Source organism: Murimonas intestini (assembly GCF_024622195.1).
Lineage (GTDB): Bacteria > Bacillota > Clostridia > Lachnospirales > Lachnospiraceae > Murimonas > Murimonas intestini.
On record NZ_JANKBI010000027.1, the window covers coordinates 39,088 to 60,854 of the forward strand.

At 44.7% G+C, this 21,767-nt stretch carries 17 protein-coding genes; 3 read left to right on the forward strand and 14 right to left on the reverse strand.

From position 1 onward, the window contains the following. Nucleotides 1–17 precede the first annotated feature (17 nt). The 5 genes from NSB28_RS23835 to NSB28_RS23855 form a co-directional block, all read right to left on the reverse strand. On the reverse strand, nucleotides 18–767 hold the full coding sequence (locus tag NSB28_RS23835; RefSeq protein ID WP_109748768.1) for a copper homeostasis protein CutC: 750 nt from the start codon (nucleotides 765–767) through the stop codon (nucleotides 18–20). A gap of 124 nt (nucleotides 768–891) precedes the next feature. Beyond that, nucleotides 892–1,788, reverse strand: coding sequence for a carbohydrate ABC transporter permease (locus NSB28_RS23840; protein WP_109748769.1), 897 nt, complete (start codon nucleotides 1,786–1,788; stop codon nucleotides 892–894). Nucleotides 1,789–1,800: 12 nt separating this feature from the next. Continuing rightward, nucleotides 1,801–2,733, reverse strand: coding sequence for an ABC transporter permease (locus NSB28_RS23845; protein ID WP_306812257.1), 933 nt, complete (start codon nucleotides 2,731–2,733; stop codon nucleotides 1,801–1,803). A 145-nt stretch (nucleotides 2,734–2,878) separates the two neighbouring features. Continuing rightward, on the reverse strand, nucleotides 2,879–4,774 hold the full coding sequence (locus NSB28_RS23850; RefSeq protein WP_243134877.1) for an extracellular solute-binding protein: 1,896 nt from the start codon (nucleotides 4,772–4,774) through the stop codon (nucleotides 2,879–2,881). 282 nt (nucleotides 4,775–5,056) lie between these two features. Then, nucleotides 5,057–7,369, reverse strand: coding sequence for a helix-turn-helix domain-containing protein (locus NSB28_RS23855; protein ID WP_109748770.1), 2,313 nt, complete (start codon nucleotides 7,367–7,369; stop codon nucleotides 5,057–5,059). Between the two features lie 115 nt (nucleotides 7,370–7,484). Here NSB28_RS23855 and NSB28_RS23860 point away from each other — a divergent pair, with 115 nt between their 5' ends. Further along, entirely contained in the window at nucleotides 7,485–7,799 is a 315-nt protein-coding gene (locus NSB28_RS23860; protein ID WP_109748771.1) for a hypothetical protein, read from the forward strand. On the opposite strand, the gene NSB28_RS23865 is transcribed toward NSB28_RS23860, so the two are convergent. The 6 genes from NSB28_RS23865 to NSB28_RS23890 form a co-directional block, all read right to left on the reverse strand. After that, nucleotides 7,789–9,369 (reverse strand): cytochrome c biogenesis protein CcdA, encoded by a 1,581-nt coding sequence (locus tag NSB28_RS23865; protein WP_109748772.1) that lies wholly within the window; start codon nucleotides 9,367–9,369, stop codon nucleotides 7,789–7,791. The genes NSB28_RS23860 and NSB28_RS23865 overlap by 11 nt on opposite strands. Nucleotides 9,370–10,014: 645 nt before the next feature. Then, nucleotides 10,015–11,898 (reverse strand): peptide ABC transporter substrate-binding protein, encoded by a 1,884-nt coding sequence (locus tag NSB28_RS23870; protein ID WP_257497947.1) that lies wholly within the window; start codon nucleotides 11,896–11,898, stop codon nucleotides 10,015–10,017. 144 nt (nucleotides 11,899–12,042) lie between these two features. Next, a complete protein-coding gene (locus tag NSB28_RS23875) occupies nucleotides 12,043–13,026 on the reverse strand; it encodes an ABC transporter ATP-binding protein (RefSeq protein WP_109748773.1) in 984 nt (327 codons plus the stop codon). Beyond that, nucleotides 13,019–14,026 (reverse strand): ABC transporter ATP-binding protein, encoded by a 1,008-nt coding sequence (locus NSB28_RS23880; RefSeq protein WP_109748774.1) that lies wholly within the window; start codon nucleotides 14,024–14,026, stop codon nucleotides 13,019–13,021. Before NSB28_RS23880 ends, NSB28_RS23875 begins: the two co-directional genes overlap by 8 nt. A gap of 5 nt (nucleotides 14,027–14,031) precedes the next feature. Next, entirely contained in the window at nucleotides 14,032–15,114 is a 1,083-nt protein-coding gene (locus NSB28_RS23885) for an ABC transporter permease (RefSeq protein ID WP_109748775.1), read from the reverse strand. Nucleotides 15,115–15,126: 12 nt separating this feature from the next. Next, nucleotides 15,127–16,038 (reverse strand): ABC transporter permease, encoded by a 912-nt coding sequence (locus tag NSB28_RS23890; protein ID WP_109748776.1) that lies wholly within the window; start codon nucleotides 16,036–16,038, stop codon nucleotides 15,127–15,129. A 638-nt stretch (nucleotides 16,039–16,676) separates the two neighbouring features. Between NSB28_RS23890 and NSB28_RS23895 the strand changes: the two genes are divergently transcribed. Further along, nucleotides 16,677–17,111: a spore coat protein CotJB gene (locus tag NSB28_RS23895; RefSeq protein WP_257497946.1), complete on the forward strand. Its 435-nt coding sequence runs from the start codon at nucleotides 16,677–16,679 to the stop codon at nucleotides 17,109–17,111. After that, complete coding sequence (locus NSB28_RS23900) at nucleotides 17,111–17,722, forward strand: manganese catalase family protein (protein ID WP_109748777.1); 612 nt, start codon at nucleotides 17,111–17,113, stop codon at nucleotides 17,720–17,722. The genes NSB28_RS23895 and NSB28_RS23900 overlap by 1 nt, the downstream gene beginning before the upstream one ends. Before the next feature lie 196 nt (nucleotides 17,723–17,918). Here NSB28_RS23900 and NSB28_RS23905 read toward each other — a convergent pair whose 3' ends face one another. The 3 genes from NSB28_RS23905 to NSB28_RS23915 all read right to left on the reverse strand — a co-directional run bounded on the left by NSB28_RS23905 (nucleotide 17,919) and on the right by NSB28_RS23915 (nucleotide 21,351). Beyond that, a complete protein-coding gene (locus NSB28_RS23905) occupies nucleotides 17,919–18,635 on the reverse strand; it encodes a nitroreductase family protein (protein ID WP_109748778.1) in 717 nt (238 codons plus the stop codon). Between the two features lie 209 nt (nucleotides 18,636–18,844). Then, nucleotides 18,845–20,167 carry a magnesium transporter gene (gene mgtE, locus NSB28_RS23910; RefSeq protein WP_392391526.1) on the reverse strand — a complete coding sequence of 441 codons (1,323 nt, stop codon included), beginning with the start codon at nucleotides 20,165–20,167 and terminating at the stop codon, nucleotides 18,845–18,847. Between the two features lie 527 nt (nucleotides 20,168–20,694). After that, entirely contained in the window at nucleotides 20,695–21,351 is a 657-nt protein-coding gene (locus NSB28_RS23915; RefSeq protein WP_109748780.1) for a recombinase family protein, read from the reverse strand. Nucleotides 21,352–21,767 lie beyond the last annotated feature (416 nt).

Below are 21,767 nucleotides of genomic sequence, written 5' to 3' on the forward strand. Positions count from 1 at the left end.
CGTATCTCCTTTTCCTCTCAGTCTATTGCATCCAGGACTTCTTTTGCCGCCCTTATTTTTTTCTCATCTGTCTGCCATATCTCATATTCACTCAGAGACGGGAGGCCCATGCTGACTTCTGATTTCCTGTACTCCATTTTGCTGTCAAGGGTTACTTTACCTGACATATGGAAGCTGGATGCTTTTGTAAATGGACGCAGTTCTCTTATCACCTCAGCGCCCACTCCTCCGGCTACCAGGATATCGCTCCTGCCGTCCGCCCATTCCACCATATCCCGGATCAGCTCTTTCCCCGCCACACAGTTATTCTGCTGGCCCGATGTGAGGATCGTATTGATACCCAGTTCCACAGCCTGCTCCAATGTCTCCCTGGGGTCACGGCACATATCAAACGCGCGGTGCAGGGTCACAGACATTCCTTCAGCCTCTTTCATGAGTTTTTTCATTTCTTCCATATCAAGAGTACCGTCAGGCTTTAACACGCCGATGACAACTCCCTCTGCCCCCAGCTCTTTATACCGCCTTATACTTCCCCTGATGATCTCCAGCTCATGGTCTGTATAACAAAAGTCACCAAATCTTGGACGGATGAGCGCATGTATCCTGATATCAGAATATTTTCTGATTTCCTCATAGAGGGCTGTGTCAGGGGTAGTCCCCCCAATGATCAGGTTCCCGCACAGCTCCAGCCTGCCGGCACCGCCGCGCGCCGCATTCAGGGCTGATTCAGCGGAATCCACGCAGCATTCCAGCACATAATCCTTCATTCTTCTGCCTCCTTTAACTTAAGCTAAAGCGCGCGATGCGCACTTGCACTGCAATTAAAAATGAGTGATGTCGAAAACCGACAAAAAGACGCCTGTTATCTCCATCACTCATTTTATAAACATACTAGCCCTTTACGGCTCCAACCATAACACCTTTTACCAGATGCTTCTGTACAAACGGATACAGAATCAGTACAGGCACGGATGCTACTACAATTGTAGAATATTTCAGCAGTGCTGTCAAGCCTGCCATTTCAGAAGCTGCCTTTGCATCGCTGACCATTGTGGGGTCTACCTGATTCAGGATCAGTATCTCACGCATAATGATAGTCAACGGCTGCAGAGCCTGTTTCTTAATATAAAGCATGGCATCAAAGTAGCTGTTCCACTTAGCAACACCATAATACAGTGTCAGTACTGCCAGAATCGGCTTACACAGAGGTGTGACGATCCTGGTCAGATATCTGAACGGCGAACATCCGTCCACCTGCGCCGCCTCATACATCTCGTCCGGTATGGAGTTAATCATATACGTCCGGCAGATGATCATGTTGTATGTAGACATCGCGCTGGGGATGATCATGGCCCAGATCGTATCGATCAGACCTAATTTGTTTACTACCATGTAGGTAGGTACCAGACCGCCGCTGAAATACATTGTGAACACGAAAAGCGCTGCGATTTTATTTCTGTGCTTAAACTCTTTTCTGGAAAGAGGATATGCACAGAGCATTGTCATTACCAGGTTCAGGGCAGTTCCCAGGAACAGATAAATAAATGAGTTCAGGAAACCTGTCATGATCTTGGGGTTTTTAAATACTGCCTGGTATCCTTTCAGGGACACTCTTACAGGCCAGAGAACTACTTCTCCCGTCATAACTGCCTGGGGATCAGAAAAGGATGCTGAAACTATGTAGATCAGAGGATACAGCACCGCAAGCCCGGCGATAGACAGGAATACATATACAAGGATGATAAAAATCTTATCGCCTAAACTTTGATTTTTAAACTTGGTATTCATATATCCACCTCCCTACCACAAACTGGTTTCAGTAACTTTCTTACTGATCTGGTTAACGGCTACAAGAAGTATAAAGCTTACTACAGACTGGAACAATCCGGCTGCAGTTGAAAATCCGAAGTCTGCATTTACGACACCGACCTTATATACAAAGGTTGAAATTACTTCAGATACATTAGCATTCATAGAGTTCTGCATTAAGAGGACTTTATCAATACCGATATTAACGATACTACCGCAGTTAAAGATAAGCATGATTACAATAGTCGGGATGATAGCCGGAAGATCCACATGAATGATCCTCTTCAGCCTTGTAGCGCCGTCCACGACTGCCGCCTCTTTCAGCTCAGGGCTTACACCAGCAAGAGCTGCTATGTAGATAATCGCAGAGTATCCGGCTGTCTGCCAGACACCGCTCCAGACATACAGATGTCTGAACAGCTTAACATCTCCAAAGAAGTTAATAGGATCTACGCCCATTTTCTGTAAAAGTACATTGATAATACCTGTTCTTAAATCCATCATAGACATCATCATACCAACAAGTACAACTGCTGAAATGAAGTATGGCGCATATGTGATCATCTGTATGAACTTTTTGTATTTTACGGAACGGATCTCATTAACACCGATTGCCAGCAGAACAGGAATCGGGAAGTTAACAATTAATGTATAAACACCAAGGATCAGAGTGTTTTTAATAATCGTAACACTTGACGTTGTAGTCAGAAAACGTGTAAAGTGCTTCAGACCAACCCAATCACTTCCAAAGATTCCTCCCTTGATACTGTAATCCTGGAAGGCCATCAAAATACCGCCCATGGGGATATATGCAAATACAAAGGCATAGATACATGGAAGTGCAATAATTAACCAAAACTGCCAGTTAGCCGACTTGATTTTATTCTTTTTATTCGGTTTCATAACCGCCGTCTTTGTCTTCAAAGCAAGTTACCTCCTTTATGTTTTATAAAAATATCTTTCAGCCGCCCAAACATTTACGAACAGCCGGCCGGCTTCAAGATAAAAGGCTGCTGCGGCTCTGCAGCAGCCTTTACACATGCTCATTTCTATTTACACATGTTTATTTCTATTTAGTTACCTGTCTGTCATAAGCTGTCTGGTATGTCTCAAGTAACTTAGGTAATCCTGCTTTGTCTAAAGCGTCTTTGTAGCTGTCCCACTCTTTATCAATGTCTTTTGTGCCCATGATAAAGGAAACAGTTGATTCACGGATCATCTTCTCGATTTCAACAGCGATAGTTGAAACATCCTGAGATTCTGCATCTGTAAACTTCAGTTCCGGAAGGATATCCAGGTCTGAATTCTGTACGTCCTGTCCGTATGGTTCATAGTTTTCTTTAGTAGCATCGTAGAGAAGTTTTTCCAGTCCTTCTGGTGCATATGGATCCACATCAGCGTCTACGGCCTGTCCAAGACGGTAATCAGCCGGAGCTACACGGATACCGATATCCTGCCAGTCATGGTTCTGCGGCTCGCCTGAGTAGCCATTAAGTACTTTGTAGAGAGCTTTGTCTCCGCCAAGACCTTTTGCATCGCCAACTTCACGTGTCCAGTCTGTTCCTTCTTCAGCTCCGTACTGTGAGCAAAGGTCTCCATCCGGTGAGAAGAAGAAGTCTACCCAGCGAAGAGCCAGTTCCGGATTTTCACATGCATCTGTAATAACAAAGCTGTCGCCGCTTACACCATCATACTTGAAGTTTGTGGAAAGCTGTACTCCATCCGGTCCTTTCAGAGGAGCCATTGTTACATAATGTCTGTAAAGCTCATTGTTTGTAACAGAGTCAATGTAGTCAGAGATCGTTCCTTCCGGGAAGCAGAGCACTGGTTCATCCGGCTGGTTAACGATTGTCTTGAACTGTTCCTGAGTCTGTGTGAAGTTTCCGTCATAGATAGCGCCTAATTCATACAGAGAATTTACATATTTAAGGAATTCTTTGTATCTGTCATCAACTGCTGCGCATACTACTTTGCCTTCTTTGTTTACTGCAGTATAGTCATATACGTTAAGAGGTATAGATTTCTGCGGGCATAACAGGAAGGATCCCATAAGGAAATCTTCGAAACTTGCAAACCAGCCATATCCTGGTGCAGCACCGCCGATAGCGATTCCGTCCGGCTTGTACTCTAAGAATTTCTTACATACTTCATAGAACTCTTCTGTGGTTGTAGGCATATCTACACCCATCTCATCCAGATAATGCTGGTTGATCCACATTTTACGTCCATATGAGCAGTGATAGCATACATTGGTTCCTGATAAGGAATAGATATGTCCGTCTGTCTGTTTCTGCATATCCAGATATTGTCCCATTACTCTTAAGTAGTTCGGGCAGTTCTCTTCATTGATAAGGTCATCTAACTGAATGAAGATTCCTTCCTTAACACCGTACTTTGCAACGTTTGGAGACACACCCAGGATCACGTCCGGATAATCGCCTGATGAAAGGGTCATATTCAGTTTGTCTTTCCAGTCATCACGGCCGCCTGTTTCAAATTCAATCTTGATTCCTGTCTTCTCTTCCAGGAACTTTGTGAAATCATTTGTTGCCAGGTCTGTTACGTTAGGCATTGACATAGTAAATACTGTCATTGTAAGTTCCTCGCCCTCCGGAACGATTGGATAAGTACCTAAATCAACTGCTGCCTCATCTCCGGCTTTAGCTTCTGTCTTAGCCTCTGTCTCACCTTCGCCGCCTTTTTCTGTAGCTGCTTCGGTTTTAGCTGCCTCTGTCTCAGCCGCTTCTGTTTTAGCTTCCGTCTTAGCCTCTGTCTCAGCTGCTTCTGTCTTAGCAGCCTCCGTCTTAGCTTCTGTCTCAGCTGCCTCAGTAGCTGCTTCTGTAGTTACCTTATCAGTTGCCTTTTCGGTGGTCTTCTTGTCACCATTTCCGCCGCAAGCGGTGAGCCCCAGTACCATCACTGCTGACAATCCCAATGCTGTAGCCTTTGCAAATTTCTTGATCATACACTTTTTCCTCCTTTTTCTTTTTTGATGCTTATGGTTGTTGCTTTGGTATTGCTAGACTAAAATGTACTGTACATTCATTCTGCATGTTCATTTTAGATGTGCATGCCCATATGTTTTTTGCGGCTTTCATATGTATTGTGCACTTTGTACATTTCGGTCGTGTTTCATGAGTCATTTATAGCATTTTACTACCAAGTAATGCAACAGACATTTCATAAACAGGGCAGACATTTTTAGCAAAACCCTTATTTTTCAAGGTTTCTTTTGTGCATATTGTAATCAGACAAGCTTTTGAAAGTCGCTTGGCGGAAGTCCCGTGACACGTTTAAAAGCCCTTCTGAAGGAATAATCACTGCTGTATCCAACTCTGACAGCCACGTCCTTTACCGCCATTCCCTCTTTCAGACAGGCACAGGCATTCCTGATACGGAGCTGTTCCAGATACTCACTGAACGTTACGCCAAAATATTCTTTAAAATCTTTGTACAATCTGCGTTCCCCAACCCCGATATCATCCGCAAGCCGGGCAAGATTAAATCCAGCATCCCCGTAATTGTCTTCTATCCGTTTGGAAAGCTGCCTTTTGACCTCAATCAAGCTCTCATCATCAACATTCTTCTCACTGTTTTGATAATATTTCTTTGCATTTCTGATCTCTTCAAATATCTCATCAGGCCGCTGGGCCTTCTGTACTCTCTTTAGTATAATCCTTGCTTCCTCATCCTTCTTGCTCTTCTCCAGGCTCCTGATAACAGTACACCGCAGGATTTCCAGCACATGGCGCATCATAGAAAATTCCTGGAAGCGGTTCAGATAGTACTCTTTTATCTCCTTTAACAGACTTTCCAGCTCCTCAGGCGTACCTGTACGTATGGCCTGCTCCAGCTGCATCTCCATATCAATAGAAAATATGAAATTTTCCTGGTTAGAAGGGAGGTCTCCCTTTAAAAGAGGCACACGGATACCAAAAAGCCTCGCGTATTCGCTGATCCCTGAAGCCTCCTCAAATGCTGAGGGCAGCTGCATAAGCTCCTCCACCGGCTCACTTATGCCCGTGAATATCTGTACAGGCATATCCTTATAGAAATAGAAGTTCAGCTTCTCAAATTCTTCCTTCAGCCTGGCGGCATCCATATTGTCTTCCCCAGCCACGATAAGGGCATAAGACAGCTGGCTCACACTGTAAACCCAATGTGTATGCTTCAGGTTTTCAGCAAAATGCTGCTCCACCACTCCCTGGAACTCTTTTTTCGGAACAGACAAATTTTCCCTTAAGGGGTCCTCAAACTCTACAAGCACTACATAATAGCCTTTTGCCCTGTAAAAGGCCTGCGCCTCTTCTCCCAGCTCGGCTTCCAGCTCTTCCTTTGAATCATAAGAACCATACAAAATTTTCCGCAGGATCTCCTGGTGGACTATCATCTGCTGCTTTGTCACTGTTGTCTGCAGATTTTCCACTCTGTCCAGAAAACCGTTCAGGCTCCTCCAGAAATTGCCATTTTCCTGAACGTCCCTGTTGCTGAGTTCATCATTAAATATGACATACCTTTTTATGGTATTCTTTCTTCTGTACCAGTATGTAAAGCAAATAATAAGCCCTATACCGATAGCTGCAATACAGAGGATCACGATCAGGTATTTTATACTTCCTATCTGCCCCAGAAGCACTTCATTCGGTGTGACAGATATAAATTTCCAGTTATTATAAGTAGATCTGATGGAATAAGTAATTGAATTTTTATCTATATGGTTGGCAGTTCTGTACTCATCCCATGTGGTGCCGGCTGCCCCTGGCTTAACTGCTCCATGTGCGCCGATCCCTCTGATGATATGGTTTTCATCATCCAGTATAAAAGACATGGCGCTCCCGTCGATCATAGAATGCTCCATAAGCCTTTTTATTGTCGCCTCATCAAGTGTTATGACTACAGCCCCCTCCTGTACATCGTCATAAGCGCTGGGCAGTGACCTGACAAGGGCTATATCTGACTGGTCCCAGTTTTCTTTTCCATTTGGGATATTCAGATAATTACCGTACTCATACTTCTCACAGAAGGTCTCCATAAGTTCGTTATAATTTTTCGAGTTAAAAGACTCCAGGGTAAGCATGCCAAGCTCAGTATTCGGTATTACTGAGGGCAGCTCAATCACATAGTCCATACCCTTGATCAATATATAGATATCTCCCACAGCCTGGTTCATAAGCCCGTAATTCGGATATGACCTGGCCATGAGATACAGTTCATAAAACTGTTCCTGCCGGCTTTCTGGCTTGTCTTTTTTTAGAAATTCCGTCAATTCAGCCTGCTGGCTGGTATACAGCCCCACATTCATAATTTCTTCCAGCTGCCTGTCAAAATTGATTACCGCTTCAGAGAGCAGGCGGTATGCTTTTTCTTTCTGAACATCCAAAAGTGCATCCCTGGCTGCAAAATATATAACCACGATCGCAATTGCAGGGGCTACCATGATGATCAGATATGAGAATAAAAGCCTAAGTGAAAGCCTGCTGTGTGTATTTTTGCTGTCAGACACTTTCTTTACTTCCACCATACCTTTTTTCATGCGGCCAAACAATCTTTTCTTTCTCATTGTGCATCCCTCTTAAATGTTGTATTCTTAAAGATAATAGCAGCAGTCGATGTACACAGCCTGCTGTAACTCCCGTCATTTCAAAAGAAACTAAATTACCAAGGAGCCTGAGCATATGTTTTTCAAACCTAAGAAGAAGGCCGCGCCTTCCATCCGCCTTTACAACCAGAATGCTCTGGTCTATGAAGGTCTTTTAAAAGATATTCCTTTAAAGGAATCTGTCATTCTCGAAAAGAGCATACAGTTTTTCAACGATCCTGAGCCCTGCCACATACACCGCAGCGCTGTACGTGTCCGCCTGACAGAAGAGCTGCTGCGCCAGCTGGCTGTCTGTGACAGCCCCAAAGCCTGCCCATTGCTCGAAGTCTATTCTGACCTTCCGTCCATTGAACGTTTTGAGCTCATTCTGCCGGAAAACTTTACAATATAAATATGAAGTATAATGCGAACCCAAGGAACAGCACAGCATTGGCCAGTTTGATAATGTCCATATGCGCCAGCATGAAATCCGAAATGCGGTTCGTATTTTTTGTCTTATATATAATAAAAATAAAAATTGCTGCAGGTACGCACATTGCAGTGACATATACGAGAAAAGATATCAGGATATGCCCTATATTGCCCGAATCCGCCCTCAGCATATACAGGATTGAGGCCATGTATATCTGCCCTGTACAGAAGAATTCCCCAAGTGAGATGGCAATCCCAAGTCCCAGTACTAAAAGCGGCAGAATCTTGCCCGATGCATTACCCGCATTTTTAATCATTTTGTGATTAAATCTTCTCAGCGCCGACGGAAGCTGCATCCTGACCTTTCCATATTCTTCTCTGCGCACGTTCCAGAAATCAAGCAGATTCATGAAAGATGCACCTATAAACAATACTGTGATCACAATATTGACCGCCTTGCCCGCTGCATCCAGCACTTCCTGATCGATCATGGATGCCGCGAAATAGATTCCCACGCCCAGCCCGAAATATGTCAGGTATTTGCCTCCCAGATATAGAGCGCCATTTTTCAGCACTGAGGCTTGGGCTGTCAAAAGTATTGAAAACAGCATCAGCAGCATGGATATAGAACACGGATTAAAACCTGCGAGAAGCCCCGCGCCGAATAACGCAAGAAGGCTGGAAGCTTTTCCCTCCTCCCGGCTCTCTGAAAGGCCGTCAAGCTCTTCCCTGAGCGCCTGATAAGAAGTATCTTCGCTCTCTATACTGTCTTTCAGTCTGCTGCAGATATCATCAGCGCCGGCAATGGCGTTCTTTCCGTAAAATACAATAGGAACCTTCCTGGATGCTTCAGGCACCCTGTATAATTCAAATAATTCCTGAAGGACTTCCACGTATCCGCCCTCAGCAATGTTAAATTCCAGTACGCTGATATTCCCGGCTATATCCTCGTCTTTCAGATAATCTTTCACTCTATTGCAGTCATCACATGAATATGTAGTAAATAAAAGCATTACCTTGTCCTGGCTGGTAAAACCATATTCCTCAAGTCCGTCTAAAAATTTTTCATTAAATGATGATGTATTCTCATCAGATACAATATCTTCTGCCGGCTTTTCGCCATCAGCCGCAGTCTCCTCTGTTTGCTTTAATGAATCTTCATCTCCAAGCAGAGCACCCCTCAGAGTGCTTTTGATCTGGTCATATCCGCACAGCCACTTTCCATTAGCTATAAGTACCGGCAGACCACAATCTTCCCTGCTCCTGCCGCTCTCCTGTATCCTTTTTTCAAAAAGCTCTTTATTTGATTTATGAAATACATTGTAGGTCCGGATCTCATAGTCCATCTGTTCTCTCTCTTCTTTAGAAAGCTCATCCTCAAATATCTCATATATTTTTTCATCTTCACTGCATGATGCGCAGGCATTATCATAAAAAAACTCGAATGTACTTCCCGCCGCCTCTGCCTTTACAGATATCAGAGCAAAAAACAAAAATATAAGCCATAACAGGCCTGTTCTCCAATACCAATGAACACTTTTCTTCTCCATATCCACCACCGTCAGATATAGTACACCTTGTCGTGCGTAAGAATATCCACTCCTGTGGGTATCATTTACAGCACTCCACGATAAGGTGTGCTTTTTTTTCGACCTCTATTTTCTATCGTATATCTCAGAAAATATACAAAACATGCAAAAAATATATATCATCATCTGCACTTTCAGCCGAACCATATTTTTATTATACAATAGATGAACGAAAATGTGTACCTTTTCTGACAAATTTTTATTTTTATATAGGTATTGTTTTCCAAAATGGTGATTTTTAAAAGGCAAAAATTGCCTGCGGCACCTCAACTCCTCTGGTCCCTTATTCATGAGGTGATTTATTACTGCTTAACAGTAATCTTCTTTTATAACATACCATTCAGAAGATATAGTAGAATGAATTCCTATTTTTATTTTACTTTATCTTGATATTAAAAGTTGTTTTTCTACATTGATAAAACCATTTTATATTTCTATTCCATTTTCTTGTAACGATTTTCTCGCTGAATCAGCTGCTTTCTCGTTATTAACGAATACAACTGTGCTGTTTTCAGTGAACCGGAGCACCTCTGCTGGACACACCCTGTAAAATAAAACAGGAGACGCTGCAAATGCAACGCCTCCCATAGGCACTCTAATCAAATATTATCTACCAAACTGCATATCATTGTTTCCAGAATTTGTTTCCCACATTTCAAGCATGTTGATCGGGTCATTGTAGTCTGCTAACCAGCCTTCACGGCAGAAGTCAAACTGTCCTGATTTTCTTTCATCCAGGAATACTGACCATTCACGTGTCTCAACAGTAACTGTGATGCCAATTGCTGCTAAATCCTGCTGGATAGCTTCACCAATCTTAACATTACCTTCAGAATCATTTGTCAGGTATGTCATAGTGATCGGTGTATCTGCTGAAAGCATTCCGTTTTCATCAAACTGATATCCTGCACTCTCAAGCAGAGCCTGAGCTTCTTCGATATTAGCATCTGTGAGTTCCGGATCATAGTAACCAACTTTGTCTTCTAATGGGTAGGTATAAGCGTCATCATTCTTTCTGAACTCGCCGCCGTTTCCGTCTGCCATTCCTGTCGGGATGAATGTATTTGCGATTTCCTGATCAGCCTGAGCGATAGAATCAACAATATACTGACGGTCAATTAAGAGACACATAGCTTTTCTCATAGCTGCTGCCTGCTCGATTGTCTTGCCTTTGAACAGATCACTGTTTACGTTAAATCCGCAGTAGTATGTTCCCAGTGTAGGAACTTTGTGGAATTCAGGCATAGGTTTAGCTGTTTCCATCATATCTGTTGCGATTGTATCGATGAACTGAAGAGAATCATCTTTGAATGCATTCCAGATAGCTGTATCATCATCACTTAACATGAATTCGATTTTTTCAAGTGTAACGCTGTCTGCATTGTAGTAGTTCGGGTTCTTCTCATAAGTCATGGATTCATTGTGTTTCCAGCCTGTACATACCATCGGGCCTGAAGATACGAAGCCTGCTTCTGTACACCAGTCGCCAGGGTTGTCAGCAAATCCTTCAGAGCCTTCAACACTTGCCTGAGGTACCGGATAGAATGCCGGGAATGCACACAGGTCAAGGAAGTATGCGCAAGGAGCTTTCAGGTTAACTGTAAATGTCTTTCCGTCTTCAGAAGCTGCCACATCCAGAGTTCCATCTTCTTTCTGAGCGATGATGTCTGTCAGGTATGCGTAGTCAGCACCTGTCTCAGGATTAGCAAGTCTCTGCCAGCTGTACTCTACATCCTTTGCTGACAGTTCTGTTCCATCAGACCATTTCAGTCCGTCTTTCATTGTAAATGTATAAGAAAGTCCGTCTTCACTCATCTCATAGCCGTCTGCCAGGTCAGGAACAAGCTGTCCTTCTTCGTCATACATATACAGTCCTGAGAATGCCAGGATAGCAAGGCAGGCACCGTCTACTGTAGAGTTCAGGGCCGGATCCAGCTTATTAGGCTCAGATGCGATCTGAAGTGCCAGAGTGTTTGTCGGAGTTGTAGCAAATCCAAAATATTTAAATCCGAAAAGGTTGCTGTAGATTCCGTCCACATCAGTTTTCTGCATATATACATCATTGTAGTAATACAGCGGAATAACTGCCCAGGTGCTCATCAGCTCATCTTCTGCCTCATGCATCATAGCCTCACGTTTTTCAAGGTCTGTCTCAACCCTGATATCAGCGATTCTCTGATTGTAAACTTCCCATGCAGGAGCTGCCTCGCTGGATGGTCCGTGGCCTGCTGATTCAACTGCTGCCTCTGTAGCTGCCTCTGTTTCACCTTCAGCTGCTGCTTCTGTTTCAGCTGCCTCTGTAGCTGCTTCTGTTTCTTCAGCCTCTGTCTCTGCTGCCGCTTTTGTCTTGTTGGCTTCTGTTGTCAGTTCTGCTGCTGTTTCTGCCTCTGTCGGAGCTGTTGTTTCACTTCCTGTTCCAGAAGCGCATCCTGCCATCATGCCCATAACCATGGACGCAGAGAGCACTAATGCTAAATACTTTTTCTTCATAGATTATACCTCCCATGTATAAATTTGGTTGTTTTATATTATACAATGTTCTTTCCAAAAAAGAAAGGACAAATTGTATCAAAAATTATTAAATCTTCAGGCCAATTTTTTCAATTTTGTCCTGATATTACCTTTTAGGCAGCCTTATTTATTCCAGCACGCCACCTGATGACCATTACCGCGGTCTGTCAGAGACGGGCATTCCTGGGCGCAACGCTCTGTCGCATACTTACAGCGTGTACGGAATGCGCAGCCTGTGGGCATGTTCAGAGGACTGGGCACATCTCCCTCAAGTACGATACGTTTCCTCTCCTTAGCCATTTTCGGGTCAGGATATGGAACTGCACTCAGCAGGGACTGTGTATACGGATGCATTGGTTTATCATTCAGCTCATCAGCATCTGCGATCTCTACTACCCTTCCCAGATACATAACAGCTATCCTGTCAGATATATGATGCACTACCAGCAGGTCATGGGCTATAAAAAGATATGCCACTCCTAATTTATCCTGGAGTTCTTCAAACATATTGATGACCTGTGCCTGGATAGACACGTCGAGTGCGCTGACTGCCTCGTCACAGACTATAAACTTCGGGTCTGTTGCCAGAGCTCTGGCAATACCGATACGCTGGCGCTGGCCTCCTGAGAACTCATGGGCATAGCGCGTTGCATGCTCTGCATTTAATCCAACCAGCTCCATCAGATGTATGATCTTGTCACGGCGGTCTCCCTTTGAAGAGTAAAGCTTATATACATCCAGAGGCTCACCGATGATATCTTCCACCGTCATACGCGGGTTAAGAGAAGAATAGGGATCCTGGAATACCATCTGCATTTCTTTTCTCATGTGTTTTATAGTGGATGCATTTACCTGCTCTCCATTATAAATCACCTCGCCGCCAGTCGGCGTGTAGAGCCTGAGCATGGAACGGCCGACTGTAGTCTTACCGCAGCCTGATTCCCCTACAAGTCCAAGAGTCTCGCCCGGCTTGATGGCAAATGAAACACCATCCACCGCTTTAAGAGGGGTTGTCTGCATAAAACCTGTTTTTATAGGAAAATACTGTTTCAGGTCTTTGACCTCTACCAGATATTCACTTTTCATATTGTTCTGTGTCTTACTCATTGTTCTTGCCTCCTTGCTTTGCTTCCATTTCTGCTTTTACATTTAGCCAGCAGGACGCAAAGTGTCCGTCAGGCATCTGCATTTCAGGCGGTACTTCCTCGATACAGATCTTCATGGCGTTTTCACAGCGCGGGCAGAAAGCGCAGCCTTTCGGCATATTCAGCAGGTTGATCGGTGTACCCGGGATCGGAATAAGCTTCTCGCCAATCTTGTCAACATTCGGTATAGAACAGAGAAGTCCTTTTGTATATTCATGGTGAGGACGGTAGAAGATATCTTCCGCTGTTCCTCTCTCACAGACACGGCCGCCGTACAGTACAATGATCTCGTCGCACATATCGGCTATTACACCTAAATCATGTGTAACCATAATAATTGCCATTCCAAATTTTTTCTGCAGATCCTGCATCAGTTCCAGAATCTGCGCCTGAATCGTCACATCAAGTGCAGTCGTAGGCTCATCTGCAATCAGGATGTCAGGCTCACACGCAAGAGCCATGGCGATCATAACACGCTGGCGCATACCGCCTGACAGCTCAAAAGGATACTGTTTCACACGCTTTTCAGGTTCATTTACACCTACCAGTGTGAGCATTTCAATAGCACGTGCTTCTGCATCTTTTCCTTTTCTGTCTGTGTGAAGCTGGATCGCTTCTTTTAACTGATTTCCAACTGTAAATACAGGATTCAGGCTTGTCATAGGATCCTGGAAAATGATAGAACAGCATTTTCCACGGAATTCCCTCATCTGCTTTTCTGTAAACTTTGTGATATCCTGGCCTTTATAGAGCACCTGGCCTTCCGATATATCACCGTTACTCTCCAGTATACGCATAATAGAATAAGCTGTAACGGATTTTCCCGAACCGGACTCTCCTACGATACCAAGAATCTTTCCCTTGTCCAGATTGAATGAAACACCGTTTACTGCCTTTACCTCCCCGTTGTCCGTGCGGAAGGAGGTATGAAGATTCTTTACTGAAAGTATATTTTCACTCATAACAATTACCTCCTTAATTTCGGATCAAATGCATCTCGCAGCCCGTCACCCAGCAGATTGAAAGACAGCGTGATCAGACAGATCATAATCGACGGGAATATCAGCTTATAAGCATACGCACTGAGTCCGGCCCTGGCTGCATTGGCCAGTGATCCAAGAGACGGCATAGGTGCCTGTACTCCAAGACCAATAAAGCTTAAGAAACTCTCTGTAAAGATTGCTGACGGTATCTGCAGCGCCGCTGAAATAAAAATAACGCTGATACAGTTGGGCAGGATATGCTTGCGGATAATCCTGCTGGACTTGGCGCCGCTGACTTTAGCTGCAAGAATATATTCATTCTGCTTGATTGTGAGGATCTGACCGCGCACAAGACGGGCCATACCTGTCCAGTACAGAAGGCCGAACACGATGAACATTGACAGCATATTCGTACCTATATTTTTTAATGCAGGAATACTTTCTACACTGAGTACTTCTTTCAGTACAACAGACAGCAGAACCACCATCAGCATGTCAGGCAGCGAATATATTATATCCACGATTCTCATCATTACAAGGTCAACCTTGCCTCCGAAGTATCCCGAGATACTTCCATAGAGCACACCAATGAGCAGTACAATCAGCGCAGCAAACACACCAATTGTAAGTGATACTCTTGTACCGTATATAACACGCACAAAGTAATCACGCCCAAGCTCATCAGTTCCCATGATATGAGGAAATATCTTTCCGCCTTCATCAATATAAGCCTGCTCCTTTTCTGAATACTGGAACGGTCCCATATTAGTCGCGGTCTTATCCCTCTTTCCATTTACAGTTATAATCTGTGAGTACTCATACGGTACCACATGCGGTACTATAAAAATCATAGCAACAATCAGTATAAGAACTACGATACTTCCCATAGCAAGAGGATTTTTCCTCAGTTTGCGCATACCATCCCTGAAAAAGGAAACAGACTCGCTCATTACATCCTGCTGCCTTTTCTCTTCCTCTGTCGCTTTCTCAAACTTCTGTAAATCAATCTGTAAGCTCAAAGGAGACTTCTTAGGCATCTTATCAATATCTTTATCTAAATTATACATTCCGGCCTCCTCCTAATCAAGTTTAATACGCGGGTCTACCGCCTTATAGACAATATCTGTAAGCAGGTTCATGGTAACCATGAGCACTGCCAGGAAAATCGTCGTTCCCATAATAAGCGTATAATCACGGTTTGTAATACTTTCTACAAACTTTGATCCTAAACCGCCAATTGTAAAGATTTTCTCTACAACAAGTGATCCTGTCAGGATATAAGCCGTCATAGGCCCTACATAAGTAACAACCGGAATCAGGGCATTGCGGAGGGTATGTTTAAAAATAACTTTCAGGCGCGCCACACCCTTGGCCCTGGCAGTACGCACATAATCCTGCCCCATGACATCCAGCATACTTGTCTTTGTAAGCCTTGTTATGTAAGCCATAGGATAGGCTGAAAGTGCAATGACAGGCAGAATGTAGTTCGGGTGGTTAGGATCCCACACCGGCACCCACTTCAACTTGATACAAAATGCCAGCAGCAGCAAGGTCGCCAGCACAAAGTTAGGCAGCGACGTGAACAGGGTCGAAAAGAATATTATCAGCCTGTCGGGCAGCTTATTCCTCGTCAAAGCCGCAATACTCCCAAATACCAATCCAAGTGCCAACGCCACAAGGATCGCCATTCCTCCTAATTTTGCAGATACTTTAAATGACTCAAAAATTGTAGTCTTAATATCCCGGCCTGTTTTAAGAGAGATTCCAAAATCCCCCTGCAGCATATTCGTCATATAGATCACGAACTGCTCGGGTACAGGCTTGTCCAGGTTATACCTTTTTTCCATGGCCGCCTTAACCTCTGGTGATACCGCCTTCTCTCCATCAAATGGGCCGCCGGGTATCGCATTCATAGCAAAGAATGTGATTCCGCAGATGATGAACAATGTCACGATTGCGAGAAGGACTCTTTTTCCAACGTATTTAGCCAAACTAAAACACTCCTTTTCTCTTTATAATGGTAATATCATTCCGCTGATAATGTCCGTCACCGGAAGCACCCGGATTCCCTGGTTTTTCAGCATTCTCTGCCCGTCTGTTCTTCTGAGAAAAACAACTATTATTCCTGCACGGACATTTTAGGCCAAACAATGACGCCCGGAACACCGGCCGTCTCTTCTTTGAGCAGGAACCCTTTTGGTCCCCGTGCGCCTATACCGGAAGGTAAACCGCCATCCTCCTGGTACGCTCAGCGTACCCTGTAATCAGAGATTGTTTTATATCACAGGAAATTACTGTGTAATTTCCTGTGATATAAAACATTCCATGGGGGAACCGCCATGGAATGTTTTGGCGCGTCATATTTACTTTTACTTTAACGAACTACTGTGCAAAATTTCTATATACCATCCTCAACACTATACCACAATCGCCTCTGCGATGCAAGATTTTTTACATTTAAAAGAAGAATTTCCAACAATTTATGTATAATTTTTACATAATTAGTCAATTACGTCATTTAAAGGCCTAAAAGGCCTGCTTACAGTATAATCTACCAATTTAATATGTCCGTTTTTACATATACTATTGATGCAGCTTGATAATCAAATCACAAGAGAGGAGCTTACTCATGGAAAATAAGAATTTAGCCATTGCCAGCGTCCCTATACAGCAGTGGGAAAGACTCTATGATGAAAACACAGCGCTTCTGAACGGCACTGTCTTTCCTTGTCTTAACATGCCTTTTTATGCGGCTGAATCCGCTGCCGAGACACCGCTTGGGTCCGCCATAAGCGCACTCCCGCAGTCTGAAAATTTATCTTCCGGAAACGAACAGACACAGCTTCTGCTTCAGATCATGACAGTCAGCTTTGTACTGGATGATCTGCGTCTCTATATGGATACTCATCCTGCGGACACGGCACCGGCAGATATAAAAAAAGAACTTGTAACTAAAAGGAAACAGCTGCTTTCACAGTTTGCCCAGAATCATTACCCCCTTACACCCGACTGTGAAGGCTGCTGGCAGGAAGGGCCTATGCCCTGGGAAGGAGTGTGCTGTTAATGTGGTGCTATGAAAAACGTCTTCAGTTTCCAGTAAAAATAACAAAGACATGTCCTAAAACAGCCCAGCTGATCATCAGCCAGTATGGCGGACCTGACGGAGAGCTGTCTGCGTCTATGCGTTATCTGGCCCAGCGCTATTCTATGCCTGTCAAATCTGTAGGCGGGCTGCTGACAGACATTGGCACAGAGGAGCTTGCCCATATGGAAATCATTTGTGCCATGGTCTATCAGCTTACAAAAAACCTGACAACAGAGCAGGCGAAAGAGGCCGGCTTCGATGCCTACTATGTGGACCATACCACAGGCCTCTGGCCCCAGGCGGCTGCAGGTGTTCCCTTCACTGCACTTGAATTCCAGTCAAAAGGAGATGCCATCGCCGACCTCACAGAAGACCTGGCTGCTGAACAGAAAGCGCGTACTGTTTACGACAACCTGCTGCGTGTCATCACAGACCCTGAGGTCCGTGAACCGCTGAAATTTCTGAGGACAAGAGAGATCGTCCACTTCCAGCGTTTCGGAGAAGCTCTGGAGAATACAAAAGAACATCTGGATTCTAAAAACTTCTATTATTTTAACCCGGAATTTGACAAACAATTCCTGCAGAAATAATCGGACAGGGTTACTGTTCACTCCGTGACCAGTAACACGCTCCGCGATGCACAGAAACGGCAAAGAACGCCGTTTCGCGCTGCAAAACTCGGGATATTCGTGCAAAATACGCACGAAAACACCTCGCGGGATAGTGGCGTGTTAACAGTAACCAGACAGGCCCACTGCATCAGCGATGGGCCTGTAAAACTGCTGATTATTCTACTGTTCCTACATACACAAACTCTTTCGGAGATGCCGGTGCGCTGCTCTTATTTACGGTAAAACAAAATTTCTTTCCCTCGTGTTCCCCAGCCACTTTCAAATGTGCGAGGGCAATACCCACATCCAAATCAGTAAAATGATAAAGCCTGCCCATTATCCCGCCAAGACTGGGTTTATAATAGACATGGATCGCATTCCCATCCACTATAAAATACCATGGCTGTCCATTCATTCCTGACGGCGCAAGCCGCACTGCTTCCAGACGCGTATCTGACCCCCTGGAAATTTCGGCAAGGGGCTTGCGGTCAAATTCATCTGGCTCTCTTGACGCAGAGCCATCCGGTTTGCCAAAAGCGATTCCGATTATGAAATCCGGATCAGTCTGTCTCGGTTTGACACTTGTAAGCCAGCGGGTGGCATAGCCCTTAGAGTAAAGATAAAGTTCCGCCTGCTGATACAGAAATCCCGCTGCTGTATTCCGCAAAGGATGTTCCTTCCCTGAAATGAGCAGGAAGTGGGGAGCTTTAGGAAGTGCCATCCCTTTAACCTCATCTGCGCCCACAATCTTATGGCTGAGTGTCACATCAGGCAGCAGCGGTTTTATACCTGCCACAAATGCCTTAAAATCTCTCATCGCTTGAACTGAAAGAGGCTCAGCGTCAAACTTTCGTGTTGACTTTCGATTGAAAATGCTTGAATACATATCCATTATGATTCTCCTTCTTTATACTGCTGCCCTGCTGTCGGGCACCATAATCTTGCAGCTGTATTTTCAAAAAACATAACACCAGCATCCAACTGCCGTATGAATTCAATATAACATTCCTCCTTTGCTTTATCAACCGACAGATATGGCAATAATGCCGGATTGTAAAAGTGAAGGAGTTTTAAATGAAGGAGCTTAAAATAAAGGAGTCATCATATGGGCAGCAGCATCTGCGCCACATTAAAGTAAATGATCAGTGAAAAAGCGTCTACTATAGTCGTAATAAGCGGTGCCGCCATAATAGCCGGGTCAGCATGCAGCAGCTTAGCAGCCATTGGCAGTATGCCGCCTATAGTCTTTGCCATCATAACAGTTGCAAACATGGCGATCGCTACTGTAAATGCCACCATCTCATTTCCCGGATAAGTAATAGCCAGACGTATGAAATTGACTGCGCTCAGTACAGCACCCACAAGCATACTGACACGAAGCTCTTTCCAGAAAACCTTCAAAAAATCCTTTGGCAGGATATCTCCTACCGCCATACCTCTTATAACAAGCGTGCTGCTCTGGCTGCCCGCATTTCCCCCTGTATCTGTTAGCATGGGAATAAATGTAACAAGCATCGGCAGGGCGGAAAAAGCAGCTTCATACTTGCCAAGGATACCGCCTGTTATCATACCTGATACCATAAGGACGAGCAGCCACATAATTCTGTGTTTTGCAAGTTCAAACACATTTGTCTTTAGATACGGCCTCTCAGAAGGCGCCATTGCAGCCATCTTTTCAAAGTCCTCCGTAGCCTCTTCTTCCATGACATCCATAACATCATCGACTGTCACTATGCCGACAAGCCTGTTCTCATTATCTACCACCGGCATGGCTATAAAGTCATACTTCATCATTCTGGATACTACTTCTTCCTGATCCTCCTCTGTAACTGCCGTGATCACATCTGTTTCCATAAGCTCTTCTATCTGAGTGTCATCCTCAGATAGAAGCAGGTCCTTAACAGTCACGATGCCCTCCAGCTTCCTGGACCTGTCAGTCACATAACAGGTATAAATAGTCTCACTGTCCTCGCCTGTACGCCTGATCCTTTTGATCGCGTCACTTACTGTCATATTTTTCTTCAAGTCAATAAACTCTGCCGTCATTATGCTCCCGGCAGAATTCTCCGGATATCTCAAAAACTGGTTGATCAGCCTGCGCATCTGCGGGTCAGCATTCTTTAACACACGCTTTACCACATTTGCCGGCAGCTCCTCCAGCATATCCACTGCATCATCAACAAACAAGTCTTCCATGATCTCTGACAGCTCATTATCCGTCACAGCGCCGATAATGACCTGCTGTGTTTCCGGCGGAAGGTTTGAGAACACTTCGGCCGCCATTTCCTTGGGTAAAGTCCTGAAAGCCACAGCCGCCTTCTCAGACGGCAATTCCTCTATAAGCTCTGCCACATCTACTTCATTTTCATCTTCTAAAACTTTCCTGAAACTTCTGTAATCTCTCCTGTTCAGGTATTCTAGCATTAATTCAAAATCAAATTCCTTTTCCACTGGTTTATCCTCCTGTTTCATTAATTACAGTGAGGCCTCAGCAAAAACAAAACAACGCCGTACAGGTATAGAAAAATTCCTGTACGGCGATATCCACTTGAACACGCAAAAAATCCTCCTGCTGATTCAGGGCATATGATCCCCTCAGACTGTGCGCGGAAAAACCAAAGCCCTGTCTGCCAGCAAACCAGGCATCAAACCTGTAACGTTGCAGAGCAGCGGGGTCTTTGCCCCTCGCAGCATTCACCGTATGCACATGCAGGCATGTTCACCCGGCTCATTGCCCGCGGGAATAAGCGGCACAGTAATCTGCAGGCCCGCAAGTGAATATCACTGTCTGTTTTCTGACTTCGACCACATATGTCCACTTATTTTCCCTCCTTTGCTTAATTACGGACCATTTCTTTTCTTTATATTTTATACTGATCCGCTCAATATATACAGATTAACACTTCACTGCCATAAATTCAAGCCTAATTCTGAATCCTGTTATTACTATGTTACTGTTCGTTACTATTCCCTCCGTGACCAATAACCGGATCATTCAGCACACCTTTCACTGTTCCCTCACGAACCCAGCGCAAAAATGTATCCTGTGAGATCTCCAGCTGCCTGGCCGCCTCCCGGGATGCGATCTTCCCCGCTGTCCACAGTTCCTGCAGATAGCAAAACTGCTGTGGTATTTTTTTCCTTGGTCTTCCGAAACGCACCCCTCTTCTTCTGGCTGCCTCGATTCCCTCCGCCTGCCTCGCCCTTATATTTTCACGCTCCGTCTCAGCCACATAAGAAAGTATCTGCAGCACCAGATCCGCAATAAAAGTACCTGTCAGATTATCCTCGGTCTTCCTTGTATCCAGCAGCGGAATGTCAATAACAGCCACATCCACCCGCATTTCCTTTGTCAATATCCTCCACTGCTCCAAGATTTCCTCATAATTCCTGCCCAGCCTGTCAATAGATTTGATAACCAGCAGATCGCCTTCTCTTAGTTTCCTGATCATTTTCTGGTACTCCGGCCTCTGGAAATCCTTTCCACTCTGCTTATCCATAAAGATCCTGTCAGGCTTCACCTGAAAATTTTCCAGGGCAATCATCTGCCTGTCTTCATTCTGCTCCTTTGTAGATACCCTGACATAACCATATACTTTTTTCTCCATAATTCATCCTCCTAGTCCGCATATAAGCCCAAGCTGCCATCCCCACGGCACAGCGGGCCGCCACGCCTTCATCCTATGTTGTCATTGCCAACTAACAGTATATATCCAAAAGTGGGAGGGGAATATTTCCAGTTTTTTCCAATGTTGCTGTTTAGCGGATTAGAGGCGGGGAGGACGCTTTGCATTGTAGGCAGTGAATCAGTGGCAGGGACAGGCGGGCGGGAGGGTTCGTGGTTCAGTCCAACCGCTGCGTCGTGAAACTCTAAGGCCCCGGAGAATGCTTGAAACGCAAAAGGCGGCCGGAAACTCGGTGCGTTTGCTGATGCAACCGCCCCTCAAACAGCTCCGGCCTTGAGCGCAAGCGCTCACTTTTGCTGACCGCATTCTTCGGGGCCTAAGAGTTTCATCTCCTCGCT

What these genes read in the sequence shown, in the direction of transcription:
- NSB28_RS23835 (WP_109748768.1), bottom strand. Translation starts at nt 767, where the DNA reads ATGAAGGATTATGTGCTGGAATGCTGCGTGGATTCCGCTGAATCAGCC.
- NSB28_RS23840 (WP_109748769.1), bottom strand. Translation starts at nt 1,788, where the DNA reads ATGAATACCAAGTTTAAAAATCAAAGTTTAGGCGATAAGATTTTTATC.
- NSB28_RS23850 (WP_243134877.1), bottom strand. Translation starts at nt 4,774, where the DNA reads ATGATCAAGAAATTTGCAAAGGCTACAGCATTGGGATTGTCAGCAGTG.
- NSB28_RS23855 (WP_109748770.1), bottom strand. Translation starts at nt 7,369, where the DNA reads ATGAGAAAGAAAAGATTGTTTGGCCGCATGAAAAAAGGTATGGTGGAA.
- NSB28_RS23860 (WP_109748771.1), top strand. Translation starts at nt 7,485, where the DNA reads ATGTTTTTCAAACCTAAGAAGAAGGCCGCGCCTTCCATCCGCCTTTAC.
- NSB28_RS23865 (WP_109748772.1), bottom strand. Translation starts at nt 9,369, where the DNA reads ATGGAGAAGAAAAGTGTTCATTGGTATTGGAGAACAGGCCTGTTATGG.
- NSB28_RS23870 (WP_257497947.1), bottom strand. Translation starts at nt 11,898, where the DNA reads ATGAAGAAAAAGTATTTAGCATTAGTGCTCTCTGCGTCCATGGTTATG.
- NSB28_RS23875 (WP_109748773.1), bottom strand. Translation starts at nt 13,026, where the DNA reads ATGAGTAAGACACAGAACAATATGAAAAGTGAATATCTGGTAGAGGTC.
- NSB28_RS23880 (WP_109748774.1), bottom strand. Translation starts at nt 14,026, where the DNA reads ATGAGTGAAAATATACTTTCAGTAAAGAATCTTCATACCTCCTTCCGC.
- NSB28_RS23885 (WP_109748775.1), bottom strand. Translation starts at nt 15,114, where the DNA reads ATGTATAATTTAGATAAAGATATTGATAAGATGCCTAAGAAGTCTCCT.
- NSB28_RS23895 (WP_257497946.1), top strand. Translation starts at nt 16,677, where the DNA reads ATGGAAAATAAGAATTTAGCCATTGCCAGCGTCCCTATACAGCAGTGG.
- NSB28_RS23900 (WP_109748777.1), top strand. Translation starts at nt 17,111, where the DNA reads ATGTGGTGCTATGAAAAACGTCTTCAGTTTCCAGTAAAAATAACAAAG.
- NSB28_RS23905 (WP_109748778.1), bottom strand. Translation starts at nt 18,635, where the DNA reads ATGGATATGTATTCAAGCATTTTCAATCGAAAGTCAACACGAAAGTTT.
- mgtE (WP_392391526.1), bottom strand. Translation starts at nt 20,167, where the DNA reads ATGCTAGAATACCTGAACAGGAGAGATTACAGAAGTTTCAGGAAAGTT.
- NSB28_RS23915 (WP_109748780.1), bottom strand. Translation starts at nt 21,351, where the DNA reads ATGGAGAAAAAAGTATATGGTTATGTCAGGGTATCTACAAAGGAGCAG.